16 protein-coding genes are annotated in these 19094 nt (G+C 70.4%); 7 read left to right on the top strand and 9 right to left on the bottom strand.

Annotated features, from left to right (window positions below; all coding sequences use genetic code 11):
- Positions 1-146: 146 nt before the first annotated feature.
- Positions 147-290, bottom strand: coding sequence for a hypothetical protein (locus tag O7601_RS10865; RefSeq protein WP_281566045.1), 144 nt, complete (start codon positions 288-290; stop codon positions 147-149).
- Between the two features lie 250 nt (positions 291-540).
- Between O7601_RS10865 and ppc the strand changes: the two genes are divergently transcribed.
- From ppc to O7601_RS10850, 3 genes are all read left to right on the top strand, one after another.
- The gene (gene ppc / locus O7601_RS10860; protein ID WP_281566044.1) at positions 541-3327 is read left to right on the top strand and encodes a phosphoenolpyruvate carboxylase; all 2787 of its coding nucleotides are present in this window, start codon (positions 541-543) and stop codon (positions 3325-3327) included.
- Between the two features lie 199 nt (positions 3328-3526).
- Entirely contained in the window at positions 3527-4696 is a 1170-nt protein-coding gene (locus O7601_RS10855; RefSeq protein ID WP_281566043.1) for a DNA recombination protein RmuC, read from the top strand.
- A gap of 163 nt (positions 4697-4859) precedes the next feature.
- Positions 4860-8126: a S8 family serine peptidase gene (locus O7601_RS10850; RefSeq protein ID WP_281566042.1), complete on the top strand. Its 3267-nt coding sequence runs from the start codon at positions 4860-4862 to the stop codon at positions 8124-8126.
- 76 nt (positions 8127-8202) lie between these two features.
- Here O7601_RS10850 and O7601_RS10845 read toward each other — a convergent pair whose 3' ends face one another.
- The 3 genes from O7601_RS10845 to O7601_RS10835 form a co-directional block, all read right to left on the bottom strand.
- Positions 8203-9147, bottom strand: a complete 945-nt coding sequence (locus O7601_RS10845) for a hypothetical protein (RefSeq protein WP_281566041.1) — start codon at positions 9145-9147, stop codon at positions 8203-8205.
- A gap of 147 nt (positions 9148-9294) precedes the next feature.
- The gene (locus O7601_RS10840) at positions 9295-9741 is read right to left on the bottom strand and encodes a hypothetical protein (protein ID WP_281566040.1); all 447 of its coding nucleotides are present in this window, start codon (positions 9739-9741) and stop codon (positions 9295-9297) included.
- 98 nt (positions 9742-9839) lie between these two features.
- Positions 9840-10832, bottom strand: coding sequence for a 4-hydroxy-3-methylbut-2-enyl diphosphate reductase (locus tag O7601_RS10835; protein WP_281566039.1), 993 nt, complete (start codon positions 10830-10832; stop codon positions 9840-9842).
- Between the two features lie 166 nt (positions 10833-10998).
- On the opposite strand from O7601_RS10835, the gene xseA reads away from it, so the two are divergent.
- The gene (gene xseA / locus O7601_RS10830; RefSeq protein WP_281566873.1) at positions 10999-12237 is read left to right on the top strand and encodes an exodeoxyribonuclease VII large subunit; all 1239 of its coding nucleotides are present in this window, start codon (positions 10999-11001) and stop codon (positions 12235-12237) included.
- Positions 12238-12434: 197 nt separating this feature from the next.
- Positions 12435-12656 carry an exodeoxyribonuclease VII small subunit gene (locus tag O7601_RS10825; RefSeq protein WP_281566038.1) on the top strand — a complete coding sequence of 74 codons (222 nt, stop codon included), beginning with the start codon at positions 12435-12437 and terminating at the stop codon, positions 12654-12656.
- A 163-nt stretch (positions 12657-12819) separates the two neighbouring features.
- Here the strand turns inward: O7601_RS10825 and O7601_RS10820 are convergent, their stop codons facing one another.
- The 3 genes from O7601_RS10820 to O7601_RS10810 all read right to left on the bottom strand — a co-directional run bounded on the left by O7601_RS10820 (position 12820) and on the right by O7601_RS10810 (position 15425).
- Positions 12820-13650, bottom strand: a complete 831-nt coding sequence (locus tag O7601_RS10820) for a hypothetical protein (RefSeq protein ID WP_281566037.1) — start codon at positions 13648-13650, stop codon at positions 12820-12822.
- Positions 13651-13875: 225 nt separating this feature from the next.
- The gene (locus O7601_RS10815; protein ID WP_281566036.1) at positions 13876-14658 is read right to left on the bottom strand and encodes a hypothetical protein; all 783 of its coding nucleotides are present in this window, start codon (positions 14656-14658) and stop codon (positions 13876-13878) included.
- Between the two features lie 191 nt (positions 14659-14849).
- Entirely contained in the window at positions 14850-15425 is a 576-nt protein-coding gene (locus tag O7601_RS10810) for a DUF4245 domain-containing protein (RefSeq protein ID WP_281566035.1), read from the bottom strand.
- A 143-nt stretch (positions 15426-15568) separates the two neighbouring features.
- On the opposite strand from O7601_RS10810, the gene glpX reads away from it, so the two are divergent.
- Together glpX and O7601_RS10800 are read left to right on the top strand one after the other, a co-directional pair.
- Complete coding sequence (glpX, locus tag O7601_RS10805; protein WP_281566034.1) at positions 15569-16600, top strand: class II fructose-bisphosphatase; 1032 nt, start codon at positions 15569-15571, stop codon at positions 16598-16600.
- Positions 16601-16626: 26 nt separating this feature from the next.
- A complete protein-coding gene (locus tag O7601_RS10800; protein WP_281566872.1) occupies positions 16627-17625 on the top strand; it encodes a DMT family transporter in 999 nt (332 codons plus the stop codon).
- On the opposite strand, the gene O7601_RS10795 is transcribed toward O7601_RS10800, so the two are convergent.
- On the bottom strand, positions 17555-18208 hold the full coding sequence (locus tag O7601_RS10795; protein WP_281566033.1) for a rhomboid family intramembrane serine protease: 654 nt from the start codon (positions 18206-18208) through the stop codon (positions 17555-17557). The two genes, O7601_RS10800 and O7601_RS10795, sit on opposite strands and share 71 nt — an antisense overlap.
- 101 nt (positions 18209-18309) lie before the next feature.
- Positions 18310-18984, bottom strand: a complete 675-nt coding sequence (locus O7601_RS10790) for a lytic transglycosylase domain-containing protein (RefSeq protein WP_281566032.1) — start codon at positions 18982-18984, stop codon at positions 18310-18312.
- Positions 18985-19094 lie beyond the last annotated feature (110 nt).

The raw sequence follows: 19094 nt of genomic DNA, 5'->3' as shown, positions 1-19094 counted from the left end.
TAGAGGGGCCCAGCGCCAGTTGCGGCATGTCGCGGCTTCCACGGGGCGCGGACACCGCGACATCCCGTAACTGGAGTGGATGTTGCGTGTCGGCATGGCGGTCAGTAGCGGACCGAGACGTGTCGCCGGACCGCATCCACCGGACCTCACCGCCGCACGGAATTCTCCATCCGGGTGGTCGGGTACTCGGCCGGCTCCAGGCCGCACTCCTCACGCAGCCGGCACAGCCCCAGTTCGTACGCGTACGGGAAGAGACCTGGCGGGCCGGCGGAGGGTGAGACGATCGCCACTCGATCGCCAGGATCGAGGCTTCGAGGGCTGGACCAACGAGGTCATGTCCCGACGCTATCGGCCGTGAACAGCGGTTTTCGACCTCCGGAAGTCCTCGACCGGCGCGCCTCGGCAGCGTCGGCGTCCGGCTGGGGTCCCCCGGGAACGAAGGGCGTTATCAAGGGGCCCTTCCTTCCGGGTGGGTTCGCGTGGATACGATCGGGGCAGTCGGACAGCGCTGTCCTTCGTACTTGACGTGAGGAGCGCATGGTGACCGACCAGCATGATCATGACGGACCCGACGCCGCCCTCCGCGCCGACATCCGCAGGCTGGGCACGTTGCTCGGGCAGACCCTGGCCCGCCAGGAGGGTCGCCCGCTGCTCGACCTCGTCGAGGAGATCCGGGCCCAGGTCCGCACCGACGCCCCGGCCGCCGCCCGGCGACTCGGCGGCCTGGACGTGACCACCGGCACCAAGCTGGCCCGCGCCTTCTCCACCTACTTCCACCTGGCCAACATCACCGAACAGGTACACCGGGCCCGCGACCTGCGTCGCCGCCGCGCCATCCAGGGCGGCTGGCTGGATCAGGCGGCCAAGATGATCGCCGAGCGCGGGGTGCCGGCCGAGGAGATCGCGTCGGTGGCCCGCCGGTTGGCGGTACGTCCGGTCTTCACCGCCCACCCCACCGAGGCGGCCCGCCGGTCGATCCTGTCGAAGCTGCGCGCGATCGCCGACGAGCTGGACGCCGAGACGGCCAACGCGATCCTCTACGGCGCCAGCGACGAGGGCCCGGCGAACCGGCGGCTGGCCGAGTTGCTCGACCTGATGTGGCAGACCGACGAGCTGCGGCTGGATCGGCCGGACCCGACCGACGAGGCGCGCAACGCCATCTACTACCTGCGTGACCTGTACGCCGAGGCGGCTCCGCAGGTGCTCGACGATCTCGCCGAGACGCTGCGTACGCTCGGCGTGGAGACCTCGCCGACGGCCCGGCCGCTGACCTTCGGCACCTGGATCGGCGGCGACCGGGACGGCAACCCGTTCGTCACACCCACGGTGACCCGCGAGGTGCTGGCCATTCAGCACGAGCATGGCCTGACCGCCACCGAGGCGGCGATGGAAGAGTTGATCAGCGAGGTATCGGTGTCCCGCCGACTGCGCGGGGTGTCGCTCGACCTCTCCGCCAGCCTCGCCGCCGACCTCGACGCGCTGCCCGAGGTGGCGCCCCGGTTCCGCCGGGTCAACGCCGAGGAGCCGTACCGGCTCAAGGCCCGCTGTGTCCGGGCCAAGCTCGCCAACACCCGCGCCCGGCTGCGCCAGGGCACGCCGCACGTGCCGGGGCGCGACTACCGTGGTTCGGCCGAGCTGATCGCCGACCTGGATCTGCTGCGCGCCTCGCTGGCCCGCAACGCCGGTCAACTCACCGCCGTCGGCCGGCTCGCCTCGACCATCCGTACCGTCTCCGCGTTCGGCCTGCACCTGGCGACCATGGACGTCCGCGAGCACGCCGAGAAGCACCACGAGGTGCTCACCCAGCTGTACGCGGCGGTGGGCGAGGTCGACGACTACCCGTCGCTGAGCCGCCTGGAGCGCACCAAGCTGCTCGCCGACGAGCTGGCCAGTCGCCGGCCGCTGTCGACCTCGGACACCCCGCTGAGCGAGTCGGCCCGCAAGACCTTCGACGTGTTCAGCACCATCCGGGAGGCGCAGGACCGGTTCGGCTCCGAGGTGATCGAGTCGTACATCATCTCGATGACCCTCGGCGTGGACGACGTGCTCGCCGCGGTGGTGCTCGCCCGCGAGGCCGGCCTGGTGGACGTGCACAGCGGCCGGGCCCGGATCGGCATCGTGCCGCTGCTGGAGACCCCGGCCGAGCTGAACTCGGGCGGGGACCTGCTCGACGAACTGCTGTCACTGCCGGCGTACCGGGCGCTGGTGGCGGCCCGGGGTGACGTGCAGGAGGTGATGCTCGGTTACTCCGACTCCAACAAGGAGGCCGGCATCACCACCAGCCAGTGGTCCATCCACCGGGCCCAGCGCGCGCTGCGCGACGTGGCCGCCCGGCACGGCGTGCACCTGCGGCTCTTCCACGGCCGGGGCGGCACGGTCGGGCGCGGCGGCGGCCCCACGCACGACGCGGTCCTGGCCCAGCCGTACGGCACCCTGGACGGAGCGATCAAGGTCACCGAGCAGGGTGAGGTCATCTCCGACAAGTACACCCTGCCCGCACTGGCCCGGGAGAACCTGGAGCTGAGCGTGGCCGCCGTGCTCCAGGCGACGCTGCTGCACACCGGCCCCCGGCAACCGGCCGAGATGCTGGAACGCTGGGACGCGACGATGGACGTGGTCTCCGAGTCGGCGTTCCGGTCGTACCGGTCGCTGGTGGAGGATCCGGACCTGCCCGCGTACTTCTGGGCTTCCACCCCGACCGAGCTGCTCGGCGCGCTGAACATCGGCTCCCGGCCGGCGAAGCGGCCGAACACCGGCGCCGGGCTGTCCGGGCTGCGGGCCATCCCGTGGGTGTTCGGCTGGACCCAGACCCGACAGATCGTGCCCGGCTGGTTCGGGGTCGGTTCCGGTCTGGCCGCCGCCCGGGAGGCCGGGCTCTCCGACGTGCTGGCCGAGATGCACCGCAACTGGCACTTCTTCCGCACGTTCCTGTCCAACGTGGAGATGATGCTGACCAAGACCGACCTCGGCATCGCCCGCCGGTACGTGGAGACCCTGGTCCCGAAGAAGCTGCACCCGATCTTCGACAAGATCGAGCAGGAGTACGAGCTGACCCGGCGCGAGGTTCTCGCGGTCACCGACTCACCGGACCTGCTGGACAACTCCCCGGTGCTGCAACGCACCCTCGCCGTACGCGACACCTACCTGGAGCCGTTGCACCACCTTCAGGTGGCGCTGCTGCGGCAGTACCGCGACTCCGGTGCGGCCGGCCGGGCGGTGGCCACCGCACCGGGTGGCCGACGCGCCCCCAGCGACGGCACGGCACTGGAACGCGCCCTGCTCACCACCGTCAACGGCATCGCCGCCGGCATGCGCAACACCGGCTGAGCCACCGGATCGTGCCCCAAGATCCGCACAGTTTCAGGGATGTTGCTGCCTCAACTCCGGCCGAGGCGGCAGTAACAGGGAAGTTGCGTGGAACTCGCGGGCAGCGCGTTCCTGATCCCCGCTGCGACGAGCCCGGTGCTGCGGAATCGCTGCGCGCCCGGACGGGTGCGCAGCGCCCGTCTTTGGCAAGCTGCTGAGGATGGAGTTCTCGACCCTTGCGGTTGTCGTCGTCTGTCTCGGTGCCGGCGGCGCGGTCGGCTGGTTCGCCGCCCGGGCCCGCTCGGCGACCGAGATCGCCCGGCTGGACGCCACGCTGCGCGCCACCCGCGAGGGTGAGGGGCGGCTGGAGCAGTCGATGCGGGCGTTGAGCTACGAGGCGACGGCCCAGTCGCAGGAGGCGGTCGCCCGGGCGGTGGCCCCGCTGCACGAGACGCTGCGGCGTTACGAGCAGCGGGTCGCCGACCTCGAACGTGAGCGGGTCGACGCGTACGCCGAGCTGCGCGAGCAGGTCCGCGCGATGAGCACGGTCTCCGGCGAGCTGCGCACGGAGACGAAACAGCTGGTGGCGGCCCTGCGCGCGCCGCAGGTACGCGGGCGGTGGGGTGAGCATCAGTTGCGCCGCATCGTCGAGGCCGCCGGCATGTTGGAACACTGCGACTTCGCCGAGCAGGTGACCGCCGCCACCGATCAGCAGACGGTACGCCCCGACCTGGTGGTCCGCCTGCACGGCGGCCGGAGCGTGGTGGTGGACGCGAAGGCGCCGTTCGACGCGTACCTCACCGCGATGGAGGCGCGCGACGAGCGGGGCCGGGACACCCACCTCGACGCACACGCGAAGCATCTCCGGGCGCACGTCGACGCGCTGGCCGCCAAGTCGTACTGGTCCGCGTTCGAGTCCACTCCGGAGTTCGTGGTGCTGTTCGTGCCGGCGGATCCGTTCCTGGACGTCGCCCTGCAACGCGACCCGACGCTGTTGGAGCACGCGTTCGCCCGCAACGTGGTGCTGGCCACCCCGGCCACCCTGGTCGCGCTGCTGCGTACGGTCGCCTGGTCGTGGCGGCAGGAACAGTTGACCCGCAACGCGATGGCCGTGCACACGGTGGCGCGGGAACTGTACGGACGGCTGTCGACCCTCGGTGACCACGTCGGCAAGCTCGGTGCCTCACTCGGTGCTGCGGTCACCGCGTACAACCGGGCGGTGGGCTCGCTGGAGGCGCGCGTGCTGGTGAGCGCCCGCAAACTGGCCGAGCTGGGTGTGTCGGATCAGGAACTGCCCACCCCGGGGCAGGTGGAGCTGGCACCCCGACAGCCCCAAGCGCCGGAGCTGCTCACCGATTCCACTTCAGATGATCGAAGTCGGTCCAACTGAAATTGGCCCTTACCATCTTCGATGTGACAATGAGCGTCTCGCATATCACGAGATGGTCACAACGTACCCGACGGTAGTGACATCGACGGTCGGCACCACGAAGGATTTCGCTCACGCGTGCCCTGCTTCTGAGGGCGCCTGAGTTCTCTGGAGGAAAGAGAACGTGAGTAAACCCCGAAACCTGAGCCGGCGTACCTCCGCCGCGCTCTTCGCCTCGGTGATGGCGGCCAGCGCCGTGACCGTGGCGGGCGGTGCCGCCACCGCGAGCGCCGCTCCTGCCGGACCCGACGCCGCGCAGGCCACCCCCGCCGAGTCGTTGGATCAGCACGATGCCAAGCTGCTCGCCGAGGCGGAGGCGAAGAAGGCCCCCACCGTCACGATGATTGTCGCCACCGACAAGGGCAAGGCGAAGGACGTCGCCGCCGACCTCGAGGACCTCGGAGCGGCCGTCACCGAGCGCTACGACACCATCGGTTACGTGCTCGCCAAGGTGCCGACCGGCAAGGCGGTCAAGGCCGCCAAGCTGCCGGGCGTGGCCACCATCGACCTGGACGAGAAGATCCAGCTGCCCGACCCGAAGCCCGAGGTCGCCCCGGGCGGCACGAAGGGCGGCAAGCAGGGCGACACGCTCAGCGGACCGGGCGCCCGGACCAAGGCCGACAACCCGTACATGCCGACGAACGAGACCGGTGCGGTCAAGTTCGTCAAGCAGCACAAGAAGTGGGACGGCCGAGGCGTCACCATCGGCATCATGGACTCCGGCGTGGACCTGGAGCACCCGGCGCTGCAGGAGACCACCACCGGCGAGCGCAAGATCGTCGACTGGGTCACCGCGACCGACCCGTTCGAGGACTCCACCTGGCGTCCGATGCTCAACCAGGTAGCCGGGCCCACGTTCACCCTCGCCGGTCGTACCTGGACCGCCCCGGCGGGGACCTACCGGTTCAACCTGTTCAGTGAGAACATCACGAACCAGAGCGACCCGGCCGGTGATGTCAACCGGGACGGGGACAACACCGATCAGTTCGGCATCCTCTTCGACCCGGCGACCAACAACATCTGGGTCGACACCGACCAGGACGGTGACTTCACCGACGAGGCCGTGATGCGGCCATACAAGGAGAAGTTCGACGTCGGTTACTTCGGCACCGACAACCCGGCGACTCCGATCACGGAGCGGATGTCGTTCGTCGTCGAGTACCGCAAGAACGTCGACACCACTCCGGTCGGCGGCCCCGGCCTGGTGGACTACGTCAACATCGGCATCATCGAGAGCGCCCACGGCACGCACGTCGCCGGCATCACCGCCGCCAACGACATGCTCGGCAACGGCGCGTTCGACGGTGCCGCCCCCGGCGCCAAGATCGTTTCCTCCCGTGCCTGCTCCTGGGGTGGCGGCTGCACGGCTGCCGCACTCACCACCGGCATGGCCGATCTGGTCATCAACCGCGGGGTCGACGTGATCAACATGTCGATCGGTGGCCTGCCGGCGCTCAACGACGGCAACAACGCCCGCGCCACCCTCTACAACAACCTGATCACCACGTACGGGGTGCAGATGTTCATCTCGGCCGGCAACTCCGGCCCGGGCGTGAACACCATCGGCGACCCGTCGGCGTCGACGAACGTGGTGAGCGTCGCCGCCAGCATCAGCAAGGACACCTGGCTGGCCAACTACGGCTCGGTGGTCAAGAAGAAGAACGCCCTGTTCAACTTCTCCTCGCGCGGCCCGCGTGAGGACGGTGGCGCCAAGCCGAACATCGCCGCGCCGGGTTCGGCCATCTCCACCACGCCGGTGTGGCAGGCCGGCAGCCCGGTCGCCGAGGCCGGCTACGCGCTGCCGCCGGGCTACGGCATGTTCAACGGTACGTCGATGGCCTCTCCGCAGGCCGCCGGCGCCGCCGCGCTGCTGCTCTCGGCCGCCCGGGCGACCGACAAGGGCATCACCCCGGAGATGCTGCGGCGGGCGATCTTCACGTCCGCCAAGCCGATCGCCGACACCCCGACCTACGGGCAGGGCTACGGCATGTTCAACGTGCCGGGTGCCTGGAAGCTGCTCAAGAAGGGTGTCCAGACCCGCTCGTACACCTCCGACGCCCCGGTCTGCACGGTGCTCTCCGGCCTGCTGGCCACGCCGAACCAGGGCACCGGCGTCTACAACCGCTGCGGCTCCGCCGACGGCGGTCACAAGGTCAACCAGTCGAAGTCGTACCAGGTCAAGCTGACCCGGACCAGCGGCCCGGCCGGCAACGTGAAGCACAACATCGGCCTGCGCGGCAACGACGGCACCTTCTCGGCGCCGAAGAACGTCACGCTGCCGCTGAACACGCCCGTCACCATCACGATCATCGCCAAGCCGAAGACCGTCGGCGCGCACGGCACGATCGTGACCGTCGACGACCCGGCCACCAGCACGATCGACTTCGAGGTCTCCGCCGTGGTGGTGGCCTCGAACGACGTCAGCAAGCCCAACTTCGCCTACTCGGCGCAGGGCTCGGTGGACCGGAACAGCACCACGTCGTACTTCGTGACGGTGCCCCCGGGTGCCGGTGCACTCCAGGTCAACCTCTCCGGCATCGCCACCGGGTCGCAGACGCGCTTCATCGCGTTCAACCCGTGGGGCGTTCCGGTGGAGAGCACCTCCAGCCTGGCCTGCTTCACCAACCACAACAGCACGGTCGTCTGCAACGCGTTCGAGCGCGACTACCAGAACCCGATGCCGGGTGTCTGGGAGATCGAGGTCGAGTCCCGGCGGACCTCGCCGTCGCTGAACAACCCGTACCAGATCCAGGCACGGGTGCAGGGCGTCGCGGTCGAGCCGGCCGTGGTCGAGCTGCCGTCGGTCACCGCCGGCACCCCGACCCCGGTCACCTGGTCGCTGAAGAACACCTTCGGCCCGGTCACGGTGACCGGCCAGGGCGGCGCGCTGTCCAGCTCGCACGCGGAGCGGCCGACAATCGTCGAGTACGCCACGCAGGAGTACACCGTGGACGTGCCGGCGGGCGCCACGAGCTTCACCGCCCGCATCGGTAACACCTCGGACGCCGGAGCCGACCTCGACCTGTTCGTGTACCGGGGCGGCAGCCTGATCGCGTACAACGCGGACGGCGACTCGGAGGAGTTCGTGACCCTGAACAACCCGGTAGCGGGCACCTACACCGTCGTCGTCGAGGCGTACTCGGTCGACGGGGCCGGTGGCAGCACCGAGTACGACTACCGGGACTCGTTCTCCTCCCCGGCGCTCGGCACCCTCTCGGCGTCGAGCACGCCGCTCACGCTGGCCCACGGTGCCACCGGCACCATCTCGGGCACGGTGACGGCCCAGTCCGCCCCGTCCGCGGGTCGGAGCCTCTACGGTGAGCTGACCGTCGTGACCACCGAAGGCGCGGTCGTCGGCCGCGGCGCGGTGGATATCGGCGCGGTGAACTGACACCACCCCGCACCATCAGGAAGCCCGTCTCCGGTTCTCCGGAGGCGGGCTTCCGTCTGTTCATGGGCCGGGCCGGTCAACTGACCGGCCCGGCACGTTGCGGACGGCGGGCACGCAGACCCAACACAAGCAGCAGGTACGCGGCCAACTCCAGGGCGACGAGCGCGGCCGGTCGGGGTGCGGCGAGACCGGGCGCGGGATCAGCGGCGGCCGTGAACAGGCTGCCCCGGCTCATCAGATCCAGCGGCACCGGCAACGCACCGTAGACCACGTCGATCCGGGTCAGCGCGACAAGCACCAGCAGTACGGCGCCGCTCGTCGCGAGCCGTCGCCGCTGCTCGTAAAGCAGGACCACCAGGACGATCGCACCGAGCGCCAGCGCAAGTGGCAACGACGCCGCCACTCCGGTGGCGACGATCTGCTCGCCGGAGTCGTCGCCGAGCCCGGGTCGCTGTCGCCGCGCCTCCGCCAGTTCCAGGTGAGCACCGATCAGGCGGGCGGTTGCATACCCGGTCACCAGCACTCCGGCCAGCACCGCAGCCACGCGGACCGGCCGACCGAGGCGGACCGGCCGATTCGATCCGAGCCGCACCGTCAACGCCAACACCACGACGAAGACCAGGGCCGCCCAGTTCGCCACGAGTGCGGCGATGACCTCTTCAGTCGGGTCAGGCCGGCCCGCCACCATGAACGCCCAGTGCCCGGGACCGGCGGTGGGCATGGCGATCCATGCGTCGACCACCAACGCTGCGAGCGCCACCGGCATCCCCCAGTGCGAGACCCGCATCCGGGAGGCAGCGCTCGGCATGGGCGACTTACCCGGCAGGGCCGGACTGTCCGGCGCACCGGCCGACATCTCCGGATCCAGCCCGGCCCGGAGACCGGTCAGCGCGTACGCCGCCAGCAGTAGCAGCGCGAGCACCTCGGCCTGGCGCAGCAGGGCGACACCGGTGACAGTGCCGAGGACGTGGACGGCTGCGAGGATGCCGGCCGCCGTAGGAAGGATCGCTCGGTACCGCACCCGGGCATCCTGCCATCGATTGATCCACATTGTCGGCCCGTGCTGTCGCCGAGGCTGACCCGGAGCCGCGCGTCGGCACGCCTGACGGCCGGGTCTATTTACACGCCTAGCGGCTGGGTCTGCTTGGCGCGCCTGGCGGCCGGGTGCTCAGCCGCGCCTGGCCGACGCCACCACGAACGGGGTGCCCTGCTGGCAGGTGGTCATCATGGTCGGGTCGGGGCGGCCGGTCACCGTCACTGACGCGCCTGCGGTGAGCACGTCGCGGGGGCCACCGAGCAGCAGGTAACCGTCGAGCAGCAGGCAGCCGGGCTCGACGCCGGACTCGATCCGGCCGGTCACGGTGATCTCGCCGGTCACCGGTGGCTTCGACGGGGCGGTCGGCCTGACCGTCGGCCGGGTGGTGGGTACGGTCGGGTCCACCGGATCGGAGGGTGCGGGTGCGGATCCGGTCGGGTCGGGGGTGGGCAGCTCGGTCACCGGTGACGCTCCCGTCGGGGTCGGGGTGGTGGTGTCGTCCCCCGCGTCCTGGCCGGCACAGGCGGCGAGCGCCGTGCAGACGATCAACGCGGCGGCGGCAATCCGAAGGGTCCTCATGCCAAGCTTTGACGCACCTGGCCGGTGAACAGTTCCATCACACCAGCCCGGCATACTCATCGGCCTGCTCGGCGGGCTCACGGGCCTGCTCGGCGGGCTCAGTCGCGGGCCGCCGCTGCGGCGGCCTTCAGGTCGCGCTTGAGCTCCTGCGGCAGGGAGAAGGTGAGCCGCTCGTTTGCGGTCACCACCTCCTCCACGTCGGTGAAGCCGCGCTCGGCGAGGTGGGCCAGCACCTCCTGCACCAGTTCCTCGGGCACGCTGGCACCCGAGGTCAGACCCACCGTCCGCGCGTCGGCCAGCCAGGCGTCCTCGATCTCGTGGGCGAAGTCGACCAGGTGGCCGCCCCGGGCGCCGCCGTCCAGGGCAACCTCGACCAGGCGTACCGAGTTGGACGAGTTGCGTGAGCCGACGACGAGCACCACATCGCACTCCGGCGCGATCTCCTTGATCACGTGCTGCCGGTTGCTGGTGGCGTAGCAGATGTCGTCGCTGGGCGGTGACTGGAGCATCGGCAGCCGCTTCTTGAGCCGGGCGACCGTCTCCATGGTCTCGTCCACCGACAGCGTGGTCTGCGACAACCAGACCACCTTGTTCGGGTCCCGCACGGTGATCCGGTCGGCGTCCTCCGGGCCATCCACCAGCTGGATGTGCTCCGGCGCCTCGCCGGAGGTGCCGATGACCTCCTCGTGCCCCTCGTGGCCGATGAGCAGGATGTCGTAGTCCTCGGCGGCGAACCGCTTCGCCTCGTGGTGCACCTTCGTCACCAGCGGGCAGGTGGCGTCGATCGCCTTGAGCGACCGCTGCTTCGCCTGCTCGTAGACCTCGGGTGCCACGCCGTGTGCGGAGAAGATCACCGTTGCGCCCTCGGGGACCTCCTCGTTCTCCTCCACGAAGATCGCACCCTGGGCCTCCAGCGTCCGCACCACGTGCTTGTTGTGCACGATCTGCTTGCGGACGTAGATGGGGGCACCGTAGAGCTTGAGCGCCTCCTCGACGGTCTGCACCGCCCGGTCAACGCCCGCGCAGTAACCGCGGGGCTTGGCCAGGAGCACGCGCTTGCCGGTCCGGGGAGTCGCCTCAACCTCAGTCACCCCTTCATCCTACGTGCCACCCCCACACCCGGCAGCGACCCACAACCAACCCCCGCGCCAACCCCTGTCGATCATGAAGTTGTCACCCGCGACACGCCGCGCCGAGCACAACAACTTCATGATCAACGTGAAGTGGGGCGGTGGGTCGTAGGGTGGGCGGGTGGGTGTGGGCGAGGGGGCTGGAGGGAAGAGCAGCGCTGGAGGGAAGAGCAGCTCGGAGGAACCGTGGCCGGTACGCGTGGTCAGTCAGAAGATCGGCGCCTGGGTTGCCCGGCTCGGGTGGGTGTGGGTCGACGGGCAGGTGGCGCAGATCAGCCGGCGACCCGGCGCCAGCACCGTGTTCCTGACGCTGCGTGACCCGTCCGCCGACCTGAGTCTCACGGTCACCACCAACCGCGACGTGCTCGACTCCGGCGCACCGGAGTTGCGCGAGGGCGCCCGCGTGGTGCTGCACGCCAAGCCGGAGTTCTACGCCGCCCGGGGCACGCTCAGCCTGCGTGCCGACGAGATCCGCCAGGTCGGCCTCGGTGAACTGCTCGCCCGGCTGGAGAAACTCAAGAAGCTGCTGGCCGCCGAAGGGCTGTTCGACCGGGCGCGCAAGCGCCGTCCCCCGTTCCTGCCGCAGCGGATCGGGTTGATCACCGGTCGGGCCAGCGCCGCCGAGCGGGACGTGCTGACCAATGCCCGCCGACGCTGGCCGGCGGTGGAGTTCCGGACGGTGAACGTGGCCGTGCAGGGCCCGACGGCCGTATCCCAGATCCTGGACGCGCTCAAGGTGCTGGATGCGGACCCGAGCATCGACGTGATCATTCTGGCCCGCGGCGGGGGCGGCATCGAGGACCTGCTGCCCTTCTCCGACGAGGCGTTGTGCCGGGCCGTCTTCGCCTGTCGTACGCCGGTGGTCAGTGCGATCGGCCACGAGACGGACGCGCCGCTGGTCGACTACGTGGCCGACGTTCGGGCATCGACCCCCACCGACGCGGCCAAACGGGTGGTGCCCGATCTGGCCGAGGAGGTGCGCCTGATCAAGCAGGCCCGGTACCGGCTGCACCGGGCCGTGCACAACCTCGTCGACCGGGAGTCCCACCGCATCGACGCGCTATGCTCCCGACCGGTGCTGGCTAGGCCCCAGGTGATGCTTGAGCAGCGGGCCGCCGAGGTGGTCGCCCTACGCCAGCGCGCCGGCCGTTGTCTTGACCACCGCCTGGCCGCCGCTGGTGACGACCTCCGGCACACCCTGGCCCGGCTGCGCGCCCTGTCCCCGGCCGCCACCCTGGACCGCGGGTACGCCATCGTGCAACGCGCCGACGGTCATGTCGTACGCGCCGCCACCGAGGTGGCTCCCGGCGACCCGCTGCGGGTACGCCTCGCCGACGGCGAACTGTCCGCCACGGTCGACACCTGACTCGCCCGGGAACCGCTCCGGCGCGGGCGCGGGCAGATGACGGCTCTCGATCCCGGGGCCGGGTGCGGCCCGGGACCACTCGATCCCGGCTCCGGTGGCCGTGCTGCCTGGCCGGCGACAGCACCGCCTGACGCCCGGCGTGCCGAACGGTGGTGCGGTCGACGGTGGCGTCGGATGGTTGTGCTGAGATGGGTGCGATGACTGACGAGAAGACCAGTGGGTCGGACGAGCGGCTCAGCTACGAACAGGCCCGCGCCGAACTCGCGTCGGTGGTGGAGCGGCTGGAGGCCGGCGGCACGTCGCTGGAGGAGTCGTTGGCGCTGTGGGAGCGCGGCGAGGCGTTGGCGGTCATCTGCCAGCGATGGCTCGACGGTGCCCGCGCCCGGATCGAGGCCGCCCGACCTGATCCGGCCACCTGACCAGGCAGAAGGATGCCGCTCCGGCCGGGACAGGCGGAACGGCCGGCGTGCGGGTGAGCGGCACGCCAGCACGGCGCGACGGGAGCCGGTGGGCTCCCGCCGCGGTGCGTACGGTTCATGACGGGCGAGGCGTACGGTTCGTCCGCGCCGCCGCGCCCCGCTCTCAGTCGAACAGGTTGTACAGCTCCGGCGGCGCCTCGACGACCTGGTCGGCCGGTGGCTTGGTCGCCTCGGTCGCGTTGCCGTAGTCGGAGTAGGTCACCCTGATCTCCTGCCCGGCGGACTGGCCGCCCTGGGGCAGTTGAATCACCATCTCGGTGAGCCGCCCCTGGGTGTCGGTCTTCGCGGTGAACGGCACCGACTTCGCCTCCGGGCCGAGCGCGGTGATGACGCTCGGGTCGAGGGATCCGGCGTCGGCCGCCTTCGACAGATCGAGGGTGCCCGCGTACGCCCCGTCGCCGGTACGGCGGACCTCGGTGACTGCCTGGGTCAACGCCTCGCTGCCGGCGGGGTCGACCTTGTCGAAGTCGAAGCCGAGGCTGCGGTTGCCCTGAATCCGGCTCTGATCGAGGTGGTGGTACTTGCCGAGGTTGAGTCGGTCCGCCCCGGGCACGCTGGTGGCCGCCTGGCCCTGCAGATCCAGCTTCACCCAGCTGTCCGGTTTCGCGTGAACGAGGTCGAGGCGGATCGCCAGGTCGTCGGTCGACTCGCCGAGGCGTACCTGAATCTCGGCGCTCTGACTCGGCTGGTGCACCTGTCCCTCCGCCACCGAGCCGGCACCGGTCATGCTGAACCTGAAGTTGCCGTTGCGGATCTCCCGGGTCGAGTCCATCAGCGCCTGCTTCGCCTCGGTGTCGACCTCGGGCGCGGCACCGGTGGCGGTGGCGGACGGTGTGGCACTCGGCCCGGCCTCGCCGGTGGTGGTGCAGGCGGCGACTCCGGGGGTGAAGAGGGCGACGGCCACGAGGCCGGCGCTCAGTCGTCGAACGGTCATCGGTGTCTCCCAGCAGGGTCATCCGGTGCGTTCTCGCGCCGGAGGCTCCCTTCTCTGTTCCCTGCCGGCCACTCCCGCAATCACCCGAAACCGACCAGATCCCCCGGACCTTCGCCGCCGGCCCGACCGGCCCTACGGCACACGCGACCTGGGGTGCGGTGAAACGGTCCGCCGGAACGCGAACGGGGGTGGGCCGAGCCCACCCCCGCAGCAGTGCCGCTCGGCCTACTTGAACATCTCGTAGGTCTGCTCGCCGGCCTCGATGACCTGGTCCGCCGGCGGCTTCTGCACGGCGGTCGCCGCACCGTAGTCGGCGTAGGTGACCTTGATGTCCTGGGCCTTGGTCTCGCCCGCCGCCGGGAGGGACATGACCAGCTCACTCAGCCGGCCCTCGGCGTCCAGCTTCGCGGTGAACGGGATCGCCTTGGCCTGGTCACCAAGCGCCTTGAGCATGTCCTCGTCGGCGGCCACCGAGTCCTTCACGGAGGTGAGGTCGAAGGTGCCGCTGTAGGTGCCCTCGCCGGTCTCCTGCACCTCGGCGAGCCCCTCGAACATGCCGGCGGCGTCGGCCGGGTCGGTGCCCTCCTTGAAGATGTCGAGGTTCTTCGCCTCCTTGGCCTTGGCGGCGTCGAGGTGCTGGTACTTGTCCTTGATCGCCTCCATCCCCGGGACACCGGCGAAGAGGTCACCCAGGTCGACCTTCACCCAGGTGTCCGGCTGAATCTGGATGAGGTCGAAATTCATGGTGAAGTCTTCGTCGCCCATGCTCATCGTCATCTGAGCGCTGTTGCTGGGCTTGTGGAACGTGCCCTCGCCGGTCATCGAGTCAGCCGCGATGGTGAAGGTGAAGTTGCCCTCGGCCAGGCCCTTGGTGGAGGCGACCAGCGCCGCCTTCGGGTCGGCCGGGATGCCCGACTCGGTCGAGGAGCCCGAGGCGGGCGAGTCGCCGCTGGAGTTGTTGCAGGCAGCGAGCCCGGGAACGAGCAGCGTGGCGGCAATGAGGCCCACGCTCCACCGTCGAATGTTCACAGATCGTCTCTCTTCAGGCAGGAGACCCGACCGACGCAGCCGGTCAGGCATCGAACCGGGGGAGCGTAGCGGATCGGACCGACACGCAGGGGGCACCCGATGCGACGGCCCGCTTCCGCCGTCGGCCAGCGCACCGGCGTCGCCCGATGACACGACCGGATCGAGGGTGCTCAGTCGACGGCGGTGGCGAGCGCCCGCAGTTCGTTGTCCCGGGCGTCGCCGACGACGATCACCGTACGCTCCGGCCGGAGCAGCACCAACGCCTGCTCGTTGCCGCGTGCCGTGTACCGCTGCCAGGTGCCGGACCCGAGATCGGTCTGTCCCTGTGGCCGGCCCTTGTCGGTCAGCTCGGCCGGCAGCAGCCGGTCCGGCGGCACGTTGCTCTGCACCAGCTGCAGGCCCCGCCCTTCCGGAGTGACATATCCCACCCGGAGAATCGCCCCATCCTCGGCCGTGCGGTAGGTCGCGCGTACGGCCCGCCACCCGTCGCCGAGCTCGGCCGGTTCGCTCACCGGAAACACGCCGGCCGTTCTCGCCTGTTCGAAGGCGGGTGCCGGATCGACGGTGTTCGGCTCGTCCCCGCCGAGAAAGCCCCGGTAGAAGGCGAGTAACAGGGCGATCGGGATCAGCAGCACCAACAGCGAGATGGCCATGTCCCGGGGTGAACGCTCGGACCTCGCGGCGGCGGCGGACGGCGGCACGGGCTCATCGGCGGGCGCGCGGTCATCAGGCTGTGCAGGTTCCACCCGCCCATTGTCTCAGCAGCCCGACCGGCGGTATCCGTGCCATCACCGCCCCGACCCGGCCGCGCGTCCGCCATCGTGTGAGGATCAGCAACGAAGCCGGCAGCGCCGGCCCGCCCCGCACCGCCGCGAGGAGGAGCCGTTTCATGACCACCATCAGGACGCGAATTCCACAGAATCTCGACCGCAACCTCGCCCTCGATCTGGTCAGGGTCACCGAGGCGGCGGCGATGGCCGCCGGCCGGTGGGTCGGCCGGGGCGACAAGGAGGGCGGCGACGGCGCCGCCGTCGACGCGATGCGTAAGTTGATCAACTCGATCCCGATGAAGGGCATCGTGGTGATCGGCGAAGGCGAGAAGGACAACGCCCCGATGTTGTTCAACGGCGAGGAGGTCGGCGACGGCGACGGTCCCGAGGTGGACGTCGCGGTGGACCCGATCGACGGCACCACCCTGATGAGCAAGGGGATGCCGAACGCGCTGGCGGTGCTGGCGGTGGCCGAACGGGGCGCGATGTTCGACCCGAGTGCGGTCTTCTACATGGAGAAGCTCGCCGTCGGCCCCGCCTACGCCGACGTGGTGGACATCGAGGCCGGCACGGTCGAGAACCTGCGCCGCATCGCGAAGACCAAGGGCACCAGCGTCTCCGAGGTCACGGTCTGTGTGCTCGACCGTTCCCGGCACGACGGCCTGGTCGACGAGATCCGCCGCGCCGGGGCCGGCATCCGCTTCATCTCCGACGGCGACATCGCCGGTGCGATCGCCGCCGCCCGCGGCGAGTCGGACGTCGACGTGCTGATGGGCATCGGCGGCACCCCGGAGGGCATCACCGCCGCCTGCGCTCTGAAGTGCATGGGCGGGATGATGCAGGCCAAGCTCTGGCCAAAGGACGACGCCGAGCGCGAGAAGGCGGTCGCCGCCGGCCACGACCTGGACCGGGTGCTCACCACCGACGACCTCGTCACCGGCGACAACTGCTTCTTCGTGGCCACCGGCATCACCTCCGGCGACCTGCTGCGCGGCGTGCGGTACCGGGCCGGGGGCGCGTACACCCAGTCGATCGTGATGCGCTCCAAGAGCGGCACCATCCGGGTGATCGACTCGTACCACCGGTTGGAGAAGCTCGCGCTGTACTCCGCGGTGGACTTCGACGGTCGGCCGCTGGACGAACAGGCTTGAGTGCCCCCACGGCGACCCGGCCGGCGGTGTCGGCGGGTCGCCGATTCGGCGCGGTGGCGCTGGCCACCCTGGCCGGGGTCGCGGTGGCGACGCAGTCGCGGATCAACGGCGAGCTGGGCGTACGCCTCGGCGACGGGGTCACCGCCGCGGTCATCTCGTTCGGTTCGGGACTGCTGCTGCTGTTGGTTCTGGTCCCGGCCACGGGTGCCGGGCGACGCGGGTTGACGACGCTGCGTACCGCGCTCGGCCGGGGCACGCTTCGGCCCTGGCAGTGCCTGGGTGGTGCCTGTGGGGCATTCCTGGTGTTCACCCAGGGCGCCACCGTCGGCACCCTGGGGGTCGCGGTGTTCACCGTGGCCGTGGTGGCTGGCCAGTCCGCGAGCAGCCTGCTGGTCGACCGGGCGGGAATCGGCCCGAGTGGCCGGCAGGCGGTGACCGGTGCCCGGCTGGCCGGTGCGGCGCTGACCGTGGTCGCGGTGCTGCTGGCGGTCAGCGACCGGTTCCGCGAGCCGGCGACTCTCGGGCTGGCCGTGCTGCCGCTGCTGGCCGGGGTGGCGGTGGCCTGGCAGCAGGCGGTGAACGGGTGGGTTCGGGTGGTCACCGGGAGCACGCTGACCGCCACGCTCGTCAACTTCGCCGCCGGTACGGCGGTGCTGCTTGTCGCGTTCGTCGTCAGCCTCGCGCTGCGGGGTCTGCCTCCGGGCGGGCTGCCCGCCGATCCCTGGCTCTACCTCGGTGGGCCGATCGGTGTCACGTTCATCGCGGTGGCCGCTGCGGTGGTCCGCCTCACCGGTGTGCTGCTGCTCGGCCTGGCCACCGTCGCCGGTCAGGTGGTCGGTGCGGTGCTGCTGGACGTGCTGATGCCCTCCGCCGCCTCGCATCCTGACCCGACCACCCTGCTCGGCGCCGTGCTGACCCTGGTCGCCGTGGCGGTCGCCGCGCTCGGCGGTCGGGTCAGGGCATGGTCATCGGCGACTCGGAGCGGTACGGCCCGTCGAGGTCGGACCGGCGACGACGGAAGATGATGGCCGCCACGATGCCGCCGAGCAGCCCGAACAGGTGCCCCTGCCAGGAGATCCGTTCGTCGGTGGGCAGCACGCCGACCAGTTGGCCGCCGTAGAGGATCCCGACCAGCAGGAACACGGCGAAGTTCCACCAGCTCCGCTCGAAGATGCCCCGGGTGAGCAGGATGCCGAGGTACCCGAAGATCACCCCGCTGGCGCCGACCACGATCGTGCTGGACGAGCCGGTGAACCACACGCCGAGCCCGCTGACCAGGACGATCACCAGGGTGGACCAGAGGAAACGCCGGGCACCCGCCGCCAGCACGAACGTGCCGAGGAGGATCAGCGGGATGCTGTTGCTGTAGAGGTGGTCGAAGCCGTGGTGCAGAAACGGTGAGAAGAAGATGCCGTCCAGCCCGTCGATGCGTTGCGGGATGATCCCGGCGGCGGCGTCGAACCCGGCACCGAGCCAGACGTCGAGTCCCTCGATCAGGAACAGCACCGGAACCACCGCGCACATGGCGACGAACGCCCGGCCGATGGACGCGTAGAAGGCCACGGTGCCGAAGCGGTGGGCATCGCCGTTTCCGGGGAGCAGGGTCACCCGTCAACAGCTATCAGCAAACGCCGACAGCCGCCACTTTTCCCGACACGAGACACACGGCGGCGGGGTGCGGTCGCCCGCCCCCGCCGCCGTGACTCAGCTCAGTAGTAACCCTTGGCCTGCGAGTGGTTCCAGGCTGCGCAGGGTGTGCTGTAGCGGCCCTTGATGTAACCGAGCCCCCACTTGATCTGGGTGACCGGGTTGGTCTCCCAGTCGTCGCCGACCGAGGACATCTTGTTCCCCGGGTACGCCTGCGGGATGCCGTACGCCCCGGAGGAGCTGTTACGGGCCTTGTGGTTCCAGCCGCTCTCCTTGGTCCAGAGCTTGTCCAGGCAGGGGAACTGGTCGATCTTGAAGCCCGCGTCGACCATGAGCGCGCAGCCGACCTTCCGGTTGCCGCTGTATTCCTCGCAGGACTCGGGGATCGGGCCGTCGTACGGCTTGGCGGCTCGCGCCGCGGCCTCCTTGGCGGCCTTCTCCTCGGCCTTCCGGCGTGCCTCCTCCTCGGCCTTGCGGGCCTTCTCGGCGGCGGCCTTGGCCTGCTTGCGCACCTCGGTGGCCTGCTGTCGGGCAGTGCGGACCTGGCGCGAGACCGTCTCCTCTTGCCGGTACTCGACGTTGACGTCGATCTCGCTGACGCTGCCGGCCACCTGAGCGCCGGGGCCTGAGCGCTGGGACTGGCGGTCCTCACTGAGGTAGAAACCGCCGGCCACGCCCACCGAGAGCAGCGCGACGGCTGCGGTGCGGGCGGCGAACCGGCTCCACGGCCGACTCACGAAGTGATCCCTTCGTCGGGTTCAGGGACGCGGCGTGCTGCTACCGCAGAGCGGTCGTAGCGCGCCACGGGCGCCCGTGGCCGGCGTGCCGGCCACCGTGGACGCACCGC

The sequence above is a fragment of the Verrucosispora sp. WMMD573 genome (genome assembly GCF_027497175.1).
Lineage (GTDB): Bacteria > Actinomycetota > Actinomycetes > Mycobacteriales > Micromonosporaceae > Micromonospora.
This window is presented reverse-complemented; position numbering and strand designations above follow the sequence as displayed.